The sequence below is a fragment of the Mesorhizobium sp. WSM3879 genome (assembly GCF_002294915.1).
In the GTDB taxonomy this organism is placed as follows: domain Bacteria; phylum Pseudomonadota; class Alphaproteobacteria; order Rhizobiales; family Rhizobiaceae; genus Mesorhizobium.
Genome location: NZ_NSFZ01000002.1, coordinates 656738 through 671854, shown reverse-complemented (window position 1 = coordinate 671854; position 15117 = coordinate 656738). Strand labels below are relative to the sequence as shown.

13 protein-coding genes and 1 pseudogene are annotated in these 15117 nt (G+C 64.5%); 12 read left to right on the top strand and 2 right to left on the bottom strand.

What is annotated here, in order from left to right:
- The first annotated feature begins 170 nt into the window (after positions 1-170).
- From CK218_RS06510 to CK218_RS06480, 8 genes and pseudogenes are all read left to right on the top strand, one after another.
- Positions 171-1283, top strand: coding sequence for a pyridoxal phosphate-dependent aminotransferase (locus tag CK218_RS06510; RefSeq protein ID WP_095827203.1), 1113 nt, complete (start codon positions 171-173; stop codon positions 1281-1283).
- A gap of 72 nt (positions 1284-1355) precedes the next feature.
- Positions 1356-1640, top strand: a complete 285-nt coding sequence (locus CK218_RS06505) for an acylphosphatase (protein ID WP_095827202.1) — start codon at positions 1356-1358, stop codon at positions 1638-1640.
- A gap of 200 nt (positions 1641-1840) precedes the next feature.
- On the top strand, positions 1841-2686 hold the full coding sequence (locus CK218_RS06500) for a CAP domain-containing protein (protein WP_245434929.1): 846 nt from the start codon (positions 1841-1843) through the stop codon (positions 2684-2686).
- Between the two features lie 91 nt (positions 2687-2777).
- On the top strand, positions 2778-2999 hold the full coding sequence (locus tag CK218_RS31055; RefSeq protein ID WP_245434926.1) for a hypothetical protein: 222 nt from the start codon (positions 2778-2780) through the stop codon (positions 2997-2999).
- 192 nt (positions 3000-3191) lie between these two features.
- Positions 3192-4809, top strand: a pseudogene (locus CK218_RS06495) (type I secretion system permease/ATPase).
- Between the two features lies 1 nt (position 4810).
- The gene (locus CK218_RS06490) at positions 4811-6238 is read left to right on the top strand and encodes an HlyD family type I secretion periplasmic adaptor subunit (RefSeq protein ID WP_095823693.1); all 1428 of its coding nucleotides are present in this window, start codon (positions 4811-4813) and stop codon (positions 6236-6238) included.
- A gap of 136 nt (positions 6239-6374) precedes the next feature.
- Positions 6375-7025 carry a TetR/AcrR family transcriptional regulator gene (locus tag CK218_RS06485; protein WP_066997517.1) on the top strand — a complete coding sequence of 217 codons (651 nt, stop codon included), beginning with the start codon at positions 6375-6377 and terminating at the stop codon, positions 7023-7025.
- Between the two features lie 57 nt (positions 7026-7082).
- The gene (locus CK218_RS06480) at positions 7083-8246 is read left to right on the top strand and encodes an isovaleryl-CoA dehydrogenase (protein WP_066997520.1); all 1164 of its coding nucleotides are present in this window, start codon (positions 7083-7085) and stop codon (positions 8244-8246) included.
- Positions 8247-8263: 17 nt separating this feature from the next.
- Here the strand turns inward: CK218_RS06480 and CK218_RS06475 are convergent, their stop codons facing one another.
- Positions 8264-8656, bottom strand: coding sequence for a hypothetical protein (locus CK218_RS06475; RefSeq protein WP_066997523.1), 393 nt, complete (start codon positions 8654-8656; stop codon positions 8264-8266).
- A 244-nt stretch (positions 8657-8900) separates the two neighbouring features.
- On the opposite strand from CK218_RS06475, the gene CK218_RS06470 reads away from it, so the two are divergent.
- The 4 genes from CK218_RS06470 (at position 8901) to CK218_RS06455 (ending at position 13547) form a co-directional block, all read left to right on the top strand.
- A complete protein-coding gene (locus tag CK218_RS06470; protein ID WP_066997526.1) occupies positions 8901-10508 on the top strand; it encodes a carboxyl transferase domain-containing protein in 1608 nt (535 codons plus the stop codon).
- 2 nt (positions 10509-10510) lie between these two features.
- On the top strand, positions 10511-11041 hold the full coding sequence (locus tag CK218_RS06465; RefSeq protein WP_066997529.1) for an O-acetyl-ADP-ribose deacetylase: 531 nt from the start codon (positions 10511-10513) through the stop codon (positions 11039-11041).
- A 120-nt stretch (positions 11042-11161) separates the two neighbouring features.
- The gene (locus tag CK218_RS06460) at positions 11162-11536 is read left to right on the top strand and encodes a hypothetical protein (protein ID WP_066997532.1); all 375 of its coding nucleotides are present in this window, start codon (positions 11162-11164) and stop codon (positions 11534-11536) included.
- Positions 11537-11585: 49 nt separating this feature from the next.
- Positions 11586-13547: an acetyl/propionyl/methylcrotonyl-CoA carboxylase subunit alpha gene (locus CK218_RS06455; RefSeq protein WP_095827201.1), complete on the top strand. Its 1962-nt coding sequence runs from the start codon at positions 11586-11588 to the stop codon at positions 13545-13547.
- Positions 13548-13709: 162 nt separating this feature from the next.
- Here CK218_RS06455 and CK218_RS06450 read toward each other — a convergent pair whose 3' ends face one another.
- Positions 13710-14831 carry an ABC transporter substrate-binding protein gene (locus CK218_RS06450; RefSeq protein WP_067321025.1) on the bottom strand — a complete coding sequence of 374 codons (1122 nt, stop codon included), beginning with the start codon at positions 14829-14831 and terminating at the stop codon, positions 13710-13712.
- Positions 14832-15117: the final 286 nt, after the last annotated feature.

Here is a 15117-nt window from a genome sequence, read left to right as displayed (position 1 = left end):
CCGGACGACACCCGCCGAGTGCTCAAACTACTTCGCCAATGCAGGATACGACCGGAGATGACTTCATCCCGCTCTAGTCCGGCTATGGTGCGTCTTCGTTGTTTCTCGCGCAGCTTGCACCCACCCCTCGCCCACGCTACCAAGAAGCTCCTCTCAACCGAGCCCTTGCCATGCGCCCGCGCCCTTCCCTTACGCCGATCGTCGGCGCGCTTCCAACCACGGTGCCGTTTGTCGGGCCGGAGGCGCAAGAGCGCGAGCGCGGGCGGCCTTTCCGCGCCCGCATCGGCGCCAATGAGAGCAGCTTTGGGCCCTCGCCGCGCGTGATTGCCCGCATGGAGAGCGTCGCGCGCGACCAGTGGATGTATTGCGACCCCGACAATTTCGACCTCAAAGTCGCGGCGGCCGCGCATCACAATGTCGGCGTCGAGAACGTGGTGGTCGGCGAAGGCATTGACGGACTGCTCGGCCTTGTGGCGCGCATGTATGTCGCGCCGGGCGACGCGGTGGTGACCTCGCTTGGCGCCTATCCCACCTTCAACTTCCACATCGCCGGCGTCGGCGGCCGGCTGGTGACGGTTCCCTACGCCGACGACAAGGAGGACCTCGACGGACTGCTTGCCGCTGTCGCCAGGGAACGAGCGCCGCTCGTCTATCTCTCCAATCCGGACAATCCGATGGGAAGCTGGTGGGAGGCGCCGGACGTCGTCGGCTTCATCGAGGCGCTGCCGGAAACCACCATGCTGGTGCTGGACGAGGCCTATGGCGAGCTGGGACCGGCATCGGCGCAGCCGCCAATCGACGTCGCGCGGCCGAACGTCGTGCGCATGCGCACCTTCTCCAAGGCGTATGGGCTTGCCGGCATTCGCTGCGGCTATGCGGTGGCCGAACGGGAAGTGATCCGCGACTTCGAAAAGATCCGCAACCACTACGGCGTCAGCCGCATGGCGCAGATCGCCGGGCTCGAGGCGCTGGCCGATCAGGACTATCTGAATTCGGTGGTGGCGCGCGTGGCCGCGGGGCGCCGGCGCATTGCGGCCATCGCCGAGGAAAACGGTCTGAAGCCGCTGCCCTCGGCGACCAATTTCGTCACCATAGACTGCGGCCGCGACGGCGCCTTCGCGCTGAAGGTGATGCAGGCGCTGCTCTCGCGCGACGTCTTCATCCGCAAGCCGATGGCGCCGCGGCTCGACCGCTGCATCCGGGTCAGCGTCGGCCTCGACCATGAGCTCGACATCTTCGCCGAGGAATTGCCTGGCGCGCTGGCGACGGCGCGGGGGAACTAACGGCGATCCACAGCCGTTGCGTTTGCGCGGCGCCGAGCCGGATTCCGTAAGGCTTCGAAGGCGGAGACGAGCATGGTCGAGCAGAAGAGAACCGTTCGGGCGCGCATCTCCGGCAAGGTGCAAGGGGTCAGCTACCGGGTTTGGGCGCGGGACGAAGCCGTGCGCCTCGGACTGACGGGCTGGGTGCGAAACGAGCACGACGGTTCGGTCACGGCGCTCATCGCCGGCGCCGACGCAGCGATCGACTCGATGGTCGATCGGCTGTGGCGGGGGCCTAGGGGCGCGACGGTCATCAGGGTCGAGGTCGAAGAACGCACGGACGACAGTGCACCTATCGGCTTCAGGATCATCGCCTAGGCAAGTCCGCCGAAATCAGCTTCCATCCACCGATCGGCAAACCGTCCGACATTGCTTCTGGTGCGATACGCACACGATATATGTGTGTATATTCCGATTTGTTACTTTAGCGCCGCATGATGAACATATTTGCTCCATAGCCGGAAAGGCGGGTGAGGGAGATCAGGGGGCTCACCAAACAGTATCAACGGGGACATCCGATGCCGCAGCACAGTGCCAACGAGCAGTATCTGCTCGAGCTCATCAATGCTGAGCGCGCCAAGGCCGGCGCCCAGCCCCTGGCCTTCGACAACGATCTCAGCGAAGCCGCCGAGGGCCACGACAAGTGGATGCTGGCCACCGACACATTCTCCCACACCGGCTCCGGGGGTTCGTCGCCGACGACGCGCATGACGAATGCCGGTTATACGCTGAGCGGCTCATGGGCCACGGGCGAGAACATCGCCTGGGCAACGACCCGCGCGCCGACCGGCTATGTCGACGAGGTCAAGCTTCTCCACACCAATCTGATGAATTCTCCCGGGCACCGGGCCAACATCCTCAATTCCAACTTCCGTGAAGTTGGGCTCGCCTTCGAGGTCGGCGACTACAAGGGCCGCAGCAGCGCCTTCGTCACCGAGGATTTCGCCAAGAGCGGCACGGATCTCTTCCTCACCGGCGTCGCTTTCGACGACAAGGACGGCGACCGTTTCTACGATCCGGGCGAAGGGCTGGGCACCATCACGGTGACCGCCAGAAACTCAGCCGGCCAGACCTTCAAGACCACGACCTCGGCCGCCGGCGGCTATGATCTAGCGCTGAAGCCCGGCACCTATAGCGTCACTTTTTCGGGTGCCAATATCGTCACTTCGACGCAGACGGCGACAATCGGCACCAAGAACGTCAAGCGCGACCTGATCGACCCGGCAATGAAATCGGGCACGCTCGCGGCGACCGGCATCGGCAGAAGATTCAGGATCCGATTCAGGCCACACCCCGGCCGCGCAGACCAGCGGATCGAACACGGGCAACGGCACCAAAAATTGGCTCGCAGACTTCTTCGGTAAGCATCCTATTGGCGACCGGGGCACGCCTGGTCTCACCGACTCCACCGACGCGCCCAAGCATGATGCGGTGGCCTTGGACGGCGACCAATTCTTGTTCCGTCACGCCTCGCACGCCAATCCGGACAACGCGCCGGATCCGTCGGACCATGTCCAGCAGGCTGTGGAACGGGCGGCAGCGGGGCTGCACGACCACCTGCCGGCCGACAATCCGGTCTTTGCCGACGCGGCCGATGCGGCGCAGTCCGCGATCACCAAGATCCTGGCGCAGATTGCCGGCCATTCCGACCATCAAACGACGGCACTCGTCGGCTGATCTTGACCGCGGGCCGCGCCTCGATCGCGGCCCGCCAACCCGCCTCAAGCCGGGCGCGGTTTTTTCGGGGGTAACCATCTGACACGCTCGCCTTTAGCTGACCTGAAACCTTCCGAGCTTCGCAAGGCGCTCGCCTCCTTCCGCGGCCCGTATGCGGCCGTCGCCGGCCTCAGCGGCCTCATCAACGTGCTGATGCTGTCCGGTTCGCTGTTCATGCTGCAGGTCTATGACCGCGTTCTGCCTAGCCGCAGCGTGCCGACGCTGGTGGCGCTGATCATTCTGGTCGCCGTGCTTTATGCCTTCCAGGGCGTCCTCGAAGCGATCCGTGCGCGCGTGCTGACACGCATCGGCGCCGGCATCGACGAGCTCATCGCCGGCCGCGTCTTCAACTGCCTCGTGCGGCTGCCGCTCAGAACGCCTGATCGCGGCGAAGGCCTGCAGGCGCTACGCGATCTCGACCAGGTCAGCGGCTTCCTTTCCAGCCCCGGCCCGGGTGCGCTGTTCGATCTGCCATGGATGCCGCTCTATGTTGTGATCTGCTTTCTTTTCCATCCCTGGATCGGCGTCGCGGCGCTCATCGGCGCGCTGCTGCTGATCGCGCTGACGGGGCTCACCGATCGCCTGGTCCGCGCCCCGACCAAGGCAATGTCGGGCTTCGGCACAAGGCGCGGCGCGATCGCGCAGGCGAGCGCCCGCAACGCCGAAGTGCTGGCCGCCATGGGCATGGGCGAGAGGCTGGCCGGGCGCTGGAGCCAAGCAAACAACGCCTTCCGCGAGGCGCAGGCGCAGGCGAGCGACCTGACGAGCGGATTGGGTGCGGCTTCGCGCATCATGCGCATGATGCTGCAGTCGATGGTCCTGGCGCTCGGCGCCTATCTGGTCATTTACCAGCAGGCCACGCCCGGCATCATCATCGCCAGTTCAATCCTGACATCGCGGGCGCTGGCGCCGATCGAGCTCGCCACCGCGTATTGGAAGCACTTCCAGCGCGCGCCAGAGCTGGCAGAGGCTGGTCGATCTGTTTGCCGCCTTTCCGGTCGACGATGGCGGCATGGAGCTTCCGGCGCCAAACGCGACACTCGCTGTGGAAACCGTCGGGGTGACGGCGCCTGGTGGACGGCGCATCCTGCTGGAGGATATCGACTTTTCGCTCGACGCCGGCTCCGGCATGGGCCTGATCGGCCCGAGCGGCTCCGGAAAATCCTCGCTCGTGCGCGCGCTCGTCGGCGTATGGCCCACGATGCGCGGCAAGATCCGTCTCGACGGCGCTGCAATCGAGCAGTGGCCGGCGCAGGCGCTTGGCCGCCATATCGGCTATCTGCCGCAGGATGTCGAATTGTTCGCCGGTACGGTCGCCCAGAACATCAGCCGCTTCGACGAGAACGCCATGCCGGAGGCGATCATCGAGGCCTCCCAGGCTGCCGGCGTGCACGACATGATCCTGCGCCTGCCCGAAGGCTATCAAACCGAGATCGGCGAGAGCGGCGCGGCACTTTCCGCCGGACAGCGTCAGCGTGTAGGCCTGGCGCGCGCGCTGTTCGGCAATCCGTTCCTCGTCGTGCTCGACGAGCCGAATTCCAACCTCGATGCCGCGGGCGACCAAGCGCTGACGCGTGCCATCGAAGGCATCAAAGCGCGCGGCGGCATCGTCATCGTGGTCGCGCATCGTCCCAGCGCCCTCGCCGCGCTCGACCACTTGCTGGTGCTGAATGGCGGCAGACAGCAGGCATTCGGGCTGAAGAGCGAGATCGCACGGCAGGCTTTGCAGCCGGTGACGAAACCGCTGCATGCGGTCGGATCGGCGGGCTGAGATGAGGTCGGCAACTCCCTATTTCAAAGCCGATGCGTTGCGCGTGGTGCGCGACATCGCATTGTCCGCCAGGGCGCGCGCGATCGCGCTGCTCGACCGCGGTTCGAAGCCGATCGAAGGTGCTTCGCCCCAGCAGCAGCGCTTGCGTCAGGCCATTCGCAGGAACGTCCGGGCGGGAGCGATCGCAGCGGCGCTGCTTGTCGGCGGGCTCGGCCTTTGGGCGGCATCAAGCAGTCTTGCTGGAGCCGTGGTCGCAGGCGGCCATCTGGTCGTCGGCTCGAACGTGAAGTCCGTCCAGCATCCGCAAGGCGGCGTCGTCGGCGCTCTCAACGTGCAGAACGGCAGCACGGTCGAGGCGGGCGACGTCCTGGTGCGGCTGGACGACACGGTGGCGCGTGCCAATCTCGCCATCGTCGACAACGGTCTCGACGAGCTCTCTGCCCGCCGCGCCCGGCTGATTGCCGAACGCGACGGCGCCCAGGCGGTGCTCTATCCCGAGCAGCTGTCGGGAAACGCGCATGCCCCTCAGATCGGTCATCTCATCGACGGCGAGAACAGGCTGTTCGCGCTGCGGCGGCAGGCGCGCGAGGGCAAGATTTCACAGCTACGCGAGCGCATCGTGCAGTTCCGTCAGGAGATCGCGGGTATCGAGGCCCAGCTCAGGAGCAAGCAGCAGGAGATATCCCTCACCAAGATCGAGCTCGAGGGCATGCGGGACCTCTGGAAAAAGAAGCTGGTGCCGATCTCGCGTCTGGCCGATCGCGAACGCGCCGAGGCAAGGCTCGACGGCGAAAACGGGCAGTTGATCGCCGCCGCCGCGCAGACGCGCGGGCGCATCAGCGAGATGGAACTGGCGATCATCCAGATCGATCAGGACCTGCGCAGCGAAGTGGCGGGCGAACTGAGGGAGATCGACGGCAAGATGAGCGAACTGCGCGAGCGTCAGATCGCGGCCGAGCAAACGCTGAAGCAGATCGATATCCGCGCCCCGCAATCGGGCCGGGTGCATCAGCTGGCCGTGCACACGATCGGCGGCGTGATCGCGCCCGGCGAGGCGATCATGCAGATCGTGCCGAGCGCCGACGCGCTGGTGGTCGAGGCGCGCGTCGCGCCGCAGGACATCGACCAGGTGCGCATCGGACAGAACGCCACGCTTCGCCTTTCGGCCTTCAGCCAGCAGATCACGCCGGAAGTCGAGGGCCAGGTTGACCGTATCTCGCCCGACCTCATCGAAGACCAGAAAGCCGGGGTCGCCTATTACGCGGTGCGCATCGTGCTGACGCAAAGCAGCCTCAAACAGGCGGGATCGCTGGAACTGAAGCCGGGAATGCCGGCGGAGGTGTTCCTGAGAACCGGCGACCGCACGGTGCTTTCCTATCTGCTTAAGCCCCTGACCGATCAGGCGAGCCGCGCTTTCCGCGGCGACTAAGTCGCTCCGCTCTACAGATCCAGCCGAGGCTTGCGTCAGACCGATTGCAGGCCATTGCCCTTCGGCCTGAACACCATCGCTTGCCCCCTTGAATTAATTGAACGTTCGTTTTATTATCTGCTTCGCAGAGGCAAACATGGCACGCACCACGGGTTCAGATGGCGAAAAAACCGAGGCGGCCGTTCGCGAGGCGGCGGTCGGGCTGATCGCGCGGCTCGGCTATGAGGCGATGTCGATGCGCCAGCTGGCGACCGAAGTCGGCGTGCAGGCCGCCGCGCTCTATCGCTATTTTCCCACCAAGGAGGATCTGCTGTTCACGCTGATGCGCGAGCATATGGAAGGCCTGCTCAAGGCCTGGGATGACGCGCGCCCGGCACCGGCCGATCCGGCGGCGCGGCTCGCCGCCTATGTCGAGAACCACATTGCCTTCCATATCGAGCGGCGCCGCGCCACCCATGTCTCCAACATGGAATTGCGCAGCCTCTCGCATGAGCGGCTGACGCAGATCCTCAAGATGCGCACGGCCTATGAGAAGGAATTGCGCGCGATCCTGCGCGACGGCGCCGACGCCGGCATCTTCGAGATCGACGATGTCGGCCTGACCGCCATGGCGCTGATCCAGATGATGACCGGCGTCATCGTCTGGTTCCGTCCGGGCGAGCGGCTGTCGATCTCTGAAGTCACGGAGACATATCTTTCGATGACAAGGCGGCTCGTCGGCGCGAAGATCGGCGCCGGCAGCGCAACGCGTCCCGTCCGACGCGCAAAGGAGGCCACGGCACTTTGATTTCGCGCATTATCCTTATCGAAGTCGATTTCGGGGTCATGCGCCGGGAGGAACGCCATGTACACGAATACGCTGAACTTCGGGCTTGATGCCGACATTGAGGCGTTGCGCGATACCGTAAGGCGCTTCGCACAAGACAGGATCGCGCCGATCGCGGCCGATATCGACCGCTCCAACGAATTCCCGGCACATCTGTGGGGGGAGCTCGGCGCGCTCGGCCTGCTCGGCATCACCGCCGATGCCGAGTTCGGCGGCAGCGGTATGGGCTATCTCGCGCATGTCGTGGCGATGGAGGAGATTTCCCGCGCATCCGCCTCGGTCGGCCTCTCCTACGGCGCGCATTCCAATCTCTGCGTTAACCAGATCAACCGCTGGGCAACGCCGGCACAGAAGGAGAAATACCTCCCTGCGCTCTGCTCGGGCGAAAAGGTCGGCGCGCTGGCAATGTCGGAGTCCGGATCAGGCTCGGACGTCGTGTCGCTGCGGCTGCGCGCCGAAAAGCGCAACGACCGCTATGTGCTCAACGGTTCGAAAATGTGGATCACCAACGGACCCGATGCCGAGACCTTGGTGGTCTATGCCAAGACCGATCCGGAGCGCAATTCGCGCGGCATCACCGCCTTCATCATCGAAAAAACCTTTGCCGGGTTTTCGGTGGCCCAAAAACTCGACAAGCTCGGCATGCGCGGCTCGAACACCGGCGAGCTCGTCTTCGAGAATGTCGAGGTGCCGTTCGAGAATGTGCTGCATGAGGAAGGGCGCGGCGTCGAGGTGCTGATGTCGGGCCTCGACTATGAGCGCGCCGTGCTCTCCGGCGGGCCGATCGGGCTGATGGCGGCCTGCCTCGACGTGGCGGTGCCTTACGTGCATGAGCGCAAGCAGTTCGGCCAGCCGATCGGCAGTTTTCAGCTGGTGCAGGGCAAGCTTGCCGACATGTATTCGACGATGAACGCGGCGCGCGCCTATGTCTACGCCGTGGCCGGTGCCTGCGACCGCGGCGAGACCACGCGCAAGGACGCCGCCGGCTGCGTGCTCTTCGCGGCCGAAAAGGCGACGCAGATGGCGCTCGATGCCATCCAGCTGCTCGGCGGCAACGGCTATATCAACGATTATCCGACCGGGCGGCTTCTGCGCGACGCCAAGCTCTACGAGATCGGCGCCGGCACCAGCGAGATCCGCCGCTGGCTGATCGGCCGCGAGATCATGGCGGAGGGAGTGTGATGTCTCCCTCCGTCACCTCAGCCGAACGCCTTGGGCAGGTCGTCGGTCGGCTTGGCGACGATCTGATGCTCATCGCGCCACAGAACCTCACGCTGGCGCCGGGACGTGATCGAGCGCACAGGCAAGCCGCCCTCCTCGATCAGCCAGGCGCAATAGCGCGCACGGCTGATGGCTTCCTTGGCGTTCGGGTGGAACCAGCAGACGCCCCAAATCGACTCACGGCGCTTGAAATGCCGCCCAACCCGGCCAGGAATGGGCAAATGCCGATTGAACCAGTCGAACTGATCCTCCAGTTCGCCATGGATCCAGTCCGGGCAGCCATTCCGGTACAAGTACCAGGACGCATGGAAAAAGCCGCTCTCTACCCGGCTCTTCGGATGGATCAGCGGCGTTACAAACCGCACATACATAGTGACACCCACAGCGCTTGCAGGCGCCGTGTTCCTTTTGCTCGAATCCGGGACGTGGAAAGCCGCCCTTCGGCGGCGTCAGGCCATGGCCGAGGGGAGACATTTGGTGAAACGCATATCGATGCCTTTCATCGTCGCCTCCTGAGGTGTCATTCGTACAAAAGATGCCGCGCTGCGCACGCAGCATCCGGGTGCGGGCTGTTACACTGGTTGCGTTGCGGCATCAAGAGGTGTGAGGAATAACGTGGCCACACTCCAAACCCAAATCTCCCCCTCCTCGGAAAGCTTCCGCGCCAATGCCGAGCGCATGCGGGCGCTGGTCGACGATATCGCCGAGAAGGCGGCGGGCATCGAGCGCGGCGGCTCGGACGAGGCGCGCGAGCGCCACCAAAGCCGCGGCAAGCTGCTGCCGCGCGAAAGATTGGCGCAACTGCTCGACACCGGCTCGCCTTTTCTCGAGGTCGGCCAGTTCGCGGCATGGTCGATGTATGGCGAGGATATTCCGTCGGCCGGCATCATCACCGGCATCGGCCGTGTCGAAGGCCGGGAGGTCATGGTCGTCGTCAACGACGCGACGGTGAAAGGCGGCACCTATTATCCGGTGACGGTGAAGAAGCATCTGCGCGCGCAGGAGATCGCGCTGCAGAACAAGCTGCCTTGCGTCTACCTGGTCGACAGCGGCGGCGCCAACCTGCCCAACCAGGACGAGGTCTTCCCCGACCGTGAGCATTTCGGCCGCATCTTCTACAACCAGGCCAACATGTCGGCAGCCGGCATCCCGCAGATCGCTTGCGTCATGGGCTCCTGCACGGCGGGCGGGGCCTATGTGCCGGCGATGTCGGACGAAACGATCATGGTGCGCAACCAGGCGACCATTTTTCTTGGCGGCCCGCCGCTGGTGAAGGCTGCCACCGGCGAGGATGTCAGCGCCGAGGAGCTCGGCGGCGCCGAGGTCCACACCAGGCTTTCCGGCGTCGCCGACCACTATGCCATGGATGACGAGCACGCGCTGGCCATTTGCCGACGCATCGTCAAGAACCTGAATCGGAACAAGGCCGTAAGCCTGAACTTACAGAAACCGGTATCGCCGCTTCACGATCCGCATGAACTCTACGGCATCGTGCCGACGGATTTGCGCCAGCCCTATGACGTTCGCGAGGTGATCGCGCGTCTGGTCGACGGTTCCGAGTTCGACGAGTTCAAGCAGAATTACGGCACCACCTTGGTCACCGGTTTTGCGCATCTGCACGGCATGCCGGTCGGCATCCTCGGCAACAATGGGGTGCTGTTCTCGGAAAGCGCGCTGAAGGGCGCGCATTTCATCGAGCTCTGCTGCCAGCGCGGCATTCCGCTGATCTTCCTGCAGAACATCACCGGCTTCATGGTCGGGCGAAAGTATGAGGCCGGCGGCATCGCCAAGGACGGCGCCAAGCTGGTCACGGCGGTCGCCACGGCACGCGTGCCGAAGCTTACGGTGATCATCGGCGGTTCGTTCGGCGCCGGCAATTACGGCATGTGCGGCCGCGCCTATTCGCCCCGCTTCCTGTGGATGTGGCCGAATGCGCGCATTTCGGTGATGGGCGGCGAGCAGGCGGCGACGGTGCTCGCCATGGTCAAGCGCGAGGGCATCGAGCGCAAGGGCGGTGAGTGGAGCGCCGAGGAGGAAGCGAAATTCAGGAAGCCGATCCTGATGAAATACGAGCATGAGGGTCACCCGCTCTATTCTTCGGCAAGGCTTTGGGACGACGGCATCATCGATCCGGCCAAAACACGCGAGGTGCTGGCGCTCAGCCTCTCGGCGGCGCTCAATACCGGGGTCGAGGAAACGAAGTTCGGCGTGTTCAGGATGTGACGATGAGCGGCGTCAGCGATAGGATCCGCGTGCATACCGGCGACATCACCAGGCTTAAGGTCGATGCCATCGTCAATGCCGCCAATTCCTCGCTGCTCGGCGGCGGTGGTGTCGACGGCGCTATCCACCGCGCCGCCGGGCCGGAGCTGGTCGCCGAATGCCGGACGCTGAACGGCTGCAGGACCGGGGATGCCAAACTGACGAAAGGCTACCGGCTGCCGGCGCGCTATGTCATTCACACCGTCGGCCCGGTCTGGCACGGCGGCGGCGAGAGCGAGGCGGAGTTGCTCGCCTCCTGCTATCGGCGCTCGCTGGAGATTGCCACCGGTAAGGACTGTCGAACGATAGCATTTCCGGCGATCTCGACCGGCATCTACGGCTATCCGAAAGATCAGGCTACCGAAATAGCCGTCGGCACGGTTGCTGTTTTTCTAGGCGAAAACGCCATCCCCGAGACCGTAACTTTCTGCTGCTTCGACGATCTGACTGCCAAACTATACAGCTCAACCGTTGCTGCGATTGGGGGAGCCTGAACTTTATGACAAAGACGTTCCACCCGTTCACGAGATCGAGATTCTTGAGTGACCATCTAGCGGCGCCGGCAAATATTCGATATTGCTCATCCTGCATTGTCTTATGGGGATGGGGTAAAAATGACACGAGAATATCTGCGGAAAGCATCCGCGTCGATACTTGCAGGAATGCTTATATTCGCCTCGTGCGGCGCTGTCGTCGCCGGGTCGCTGGCTGGAAGCGAGGGGGACAAGCGCTTTCCACCTTACATCCCACGCAATCCCAAGGATCCGTGCAACAGGGCATACAAGGCCTATTTGGCGGCGAGCGGCCATTCAGCCTACGCGACCACGCCTTATGCCCGGATCATGTCGTCTTACATCATCTGTGGTGGACACCTGAATGCGCCGTCCCAAAAAGTTGCGGAAGAGCTGGCGATGAAATCCTGCCTGGCCACGCGCGCGCACTACAAGGTGACTACGGGCGGCGCCTGCGAGATCGCCGCATCGAAGTAGGCCCGCGCCTGCCGAATTGGCGCTGCCCGTCGCAAACTCGGGAGGCTCCATGTTCGGCAAGATCCTGATCGCCAATCGCGGCGAGATCGCTTGCCGCGTCATCCGCACCGCGCGCAAGCTCGGCGTGCGAACAGTCGCCGTCTATTCGGATGCCGACGCGCGAGCGCTGCATGTCGAGATGGCCGACGAGGCGGTGCATATCGGCCCCTCGCCGGTCGGTGACAGCTATCTGCGCGGCGACAGGATCATTGCCGCGGCGCTTGCCACAGGCGCCGAGGCTATCCACCCCGGCTACGGCTTCCTTTCGGAGAACCCCGACTTCGTCGACCAGGTGACGGCGGCGGGCCTCATCTTCATCGGCCCGTCCGCCGCCTCGATCCGCGCCATGGGGCTGAAGGACGCCGCCAAGCGGTTGATGGAAAAGGCCGGCGTTCCGGTGGTGCCCGGCTATCACGGCGAAGCGCAGGAGATTGTGCTGCTTGCCACAAAAGCGCGCGAGATCGGCTACCCGGTGCTGATCAAGGCGCGCGCCGGCGGCGGCGGCAAGGGCATGCGGCGCGTCGACCATCCGGACGACTTCTCCGAGGCGCTGTCCGGAGCGCGGCGCGAGGCCAAGGCTGCCTTCGGCGACGACCGCGTTCTGGTCGAAAAATATGTCGACAAGCCGCGCCACATCGAAGTCCAGGTGTTCGGTGACAATTTCGGCAATGTCGTGCATCTTTTCGAGCGCGACTGCTCGGCGCAGCGCCGCCACCAGAAGGTGATCGAGGAGGCGCCCGCCCCCGGCATGACGCCGGCGCTGCGCAAGGCGATGACGGAAGCGGCGGTGAAGGCCGCCAAGGCAATCAGCTATTCGGGCGCCGGCACGATCGAGTTCATCGTCGATGCTTCCGAGGCCCTCAAAGCCGACCGCTTCTGGTTCATGGAGATGAACACACGGCTGCAGGTCGAGCATCCCGTCACCGAGATGGTCACCGGCGTCGATCTGGTCGAATGGCAGCTTCGTGTCGCCGCCGGCGAAAAACTGCCGAAGGCGCAGAACGAGATCGCCCTTGCCGGACATGCTTTCGAGGCGCGCATCTACGCCGAGGACGCGGCCAGGGGATTCCTGCCGGCGACGGGCACGCTTTATCATCTCAAATTCCCCGACACGCCGCCGGAGGATGCCGCCATGCGCATCGAGACCGGCGTGCGGTCCGGCGATGCGATCTCGCCCTTCTACGATCCGATGATCGCCAAGCTGGTGGTGCACGCTAGGGACAGAACCACCGCGCTTGGCGCGCTGCGCAAGGCGCTGGCCCGAACCGAAGTTGCCGGCTCGACGGTCAACACCGCCTTCCTTGCAGCACTCGCCGCCGACGCCGATTTCGCGGCGGGCGATATCGACACCGGCCTGATCGGCCGGCATCAGGATGCTCTCGTCGCTGTTCCCGCGCCAAGCGATGAAGCGATCGCCGCGGCGGCGCTGGCAGCGACCGACGCAAGCACGGCGGGTCCGGCCGCCGATCCGTGGTCCTCGCTCGCCGGCTATGCGCATTTCCATACGCTGGCGCGCCGCACCCGGTTGCGTTACGGCGAGGAGAACATCCTGGCCCGGGTATCGGCGCGGCCTGACGGCCGCTTCCAGGTGGCGCTGGAGGCGCCGCATAACGCGCTCAACGCGCACGACCTCAGGAGCATGCCGCGCAGCGCGCGCTGGCCGGGCCATGTCACGGTGTTCGAAGGAGCGGTCGGATATACATTCACGGTGCCGGATCCGCTGGCCAAGGCGGATGAGGCCGCGGCCGCGTCGGACAGCCTGCGCGCGCCGATGCCGGGATTGGTCAAGCTGGTGCGCGCGGCAGCGGGCGATAAAGTTATCAAGGGCCAGCCGCTCCTAATCCTCGAAGCGATGAAGATGGAGCACACGATCGCCGCACCCCATGATGGGGTGATTGCCGAGATCGCGGCCGAAGGCGCGCAAGTGAGCGACGGCACGGTGCTGGTGCGGTTCGAGGACGCACGGGGCTGAGCTGCCGGTCGCCTTGGATCGGCAACGGGACAAACTGGCTGGGGCAGCAGGACTCCAGGGGGGCGCCGTAGAGCGCCGAACTGGCCTCCAAATCAGTGCCAAGGCACATACGAAAACGGCCGGGACAAATCCCGGCCATTTCCAATCGATCTGCAGAACGAATTACGGCTTGATCGGCGCGTATTTGCCGTCGTGCCACTGGTTGATGTCGTAGCTGGCGTTCTTCAGGTCGCCCTTCTCGTCGAAGATCACGTCGCCGACCACGGTGCTGATCGGCTTGCCGTCCTTCAGCGCCTCGGCGACCTTGGCCGGGTCGTCGGTGCCGGCGCGCTTGACGCCTTCGGCCACCGCCTGGATCACTGCATAGGAGAACAGCGTGAAACCTTCCGGTGTGAAGCCGCCTTGCTTGATCTTGGCCACGGCCTCCTTCGCTTCCGGCTTCGACTGCGGATCCGAGGGGAAGACGAACATCGTGCCTTCACCGGCCGGGCCGGCGATCTGCCAGAATTCCGGCGAGGCGATCGAGTCCGGCATGATCAGCTGGAACTTGACGTTCTGCTCCGCTGCCTGGCGCAGGATCAAGCCGGCCTCCGGATGGTAGCCGCCGAAATAGACGACGTCGGCCTTGAGCTCTTTCAGCTTGGTGACCAAAGCCGAATAGTCCTTCTCGCCGGCATTGATGCCTTCATAGTCGACCTCCTTGAGGCCGCCTGCATTCATGGTCGCCTTGACAGCATCGGCAACGCCCTGACCGTAGGCGCTCTTGTCGTGCAGGACGACGACGTTCTTGCCGGCATATTTCTTGGCGATCCATGGACCGATGAAAGCGCCCTGCGCATCGTCACGCGTGTAGAGGCGCATAATCGTCGGCCAGCCGGCCTTGGCCGCGGCGTCGGTCAGTTCCGGATTAGACGAGGCCGGGCTCATCATCAGGGTGCCGGCTTCGGCGTAGACGGCGGAAGCGGGAATGCTCGAGCCCGAGCAGGCATGGCCGTCGACGAACTTGACGCCGTTGGCGACGATGCGGTTGGCGACCGACACGGCCTGCTTCGGATCGCATTGGTCGTCCTGGATGTCGATCTTGATCTTGTTGCCGTTGACACCTCCGGCGGCATTGATGGCATCCGCCGCGGCCTGCGCGCCCTGCTTGAACTGGTCGCCGATGTTGGCGAGCTGCCCGGTCATCGGGCCGACCACCGAAATCGTGATGTCGTCGGCGAAGGCAACCGATGCGCTCATCGTCAGGCCCAATGCGGCCGCGCTCAAAATACCCAATCTTTTCATGACAATAGAACTCCTCCACTTGCGCGCGGCCGTTCCGGCCACGCTTCTTCCAGAGAGCCGGGACAATTTCACCCTTCGCCGGAACTGTCGAGAGCACAATGTATCGGGATTTGGTTCATTTCGACGGGGAGTTCTTGGGCCAAGCCGCCGTTCCGGAGACTGCGCAAATGCAAAAGCCGTGCCGGCCTTGTCCCGGCCGGTCGCGGCTTTTGCAGTCGAGCTTCCCGGCGCCCCGCGCGCCTGAACCCGCTCGCTTCCCTGTGTTGTCGCACGGCTTGAGTTCGTT

Coding starts and splice junctions, on each gene's coding strand:
- CK218_RS06490 (WP_095823693.1), top strand. CDS start 4,811: ATGAGGTCGGCAACTCCCTATTTCAAAGCCGATGCGTTGCGCGTGGTG.
- CK218_RS06475 (WP_066997523.1), bottom strand. CDS start 8,656: ATGTATGTGCGGTTTGTAACGCCGCTGATCCATCCGAAGAGCCGGGTA.
- CK218_RS06465 (WP_066997529.1), top strand. CDS start 10,511: ATGAGCGGCGTCAGCGATAGGATCCGCGTGCATACCGGCGACATCACC.
- CK218_RS06500 (WP_245434929.1), top strand. CDS start 1,841: ATGCCGCAGCACAGTGCCAACGAGCAGTATCTGCTCGAGCTCATCAAT.
- CK218_RS06460 (WP_066997532.1), top strand. CDS start 11,162: ATGACACGAGAATATCTGCGGAAAGCATCCGCGTCGATACTTGCAGGA.
- CK218_RS06505 (WP_095827202.1), top strand. CDS start 1,356: ATGGTCGAGCAGAAGAGAACCGTTCGGGCGCGCATCTCCGGCAAGGTG.
- CK218_RS06510 (WP_095827203.1), top strand. CDS start 171: ATGCGCCCGCGCCCTTCCCTTACGCCGATCGTCGGCGCGCTTCCAACC.
- CK218_RS06455 (WP_095827201.1), top strand. CDS start 11,586: ATGTTCGGCAAGATCCTGATCGCCAATCGCGGCGAGATCGCTTGCCGC.
- CK218_RS06485 (WP_066997517.1), top strand. CDS start 6,375: ATGGCACGCACCACGGGTTCAGATGGCGAAAAAACCGAGGCGGCCGTT.
- CK218_RS06450 (WP_067321025.1), bottom strand. CDS start 14,831: ATGAAAAGATTGGGTATTTTGAGCGCGGCCGCATTGGGCCTGACGATG.
- CK218_RS06480 (WP_066997520.1), top strand. CDS start 7,083: ATGTACACGAATACGCTGAACTTCGGGCTTGATGCCGACATTGAGGCG.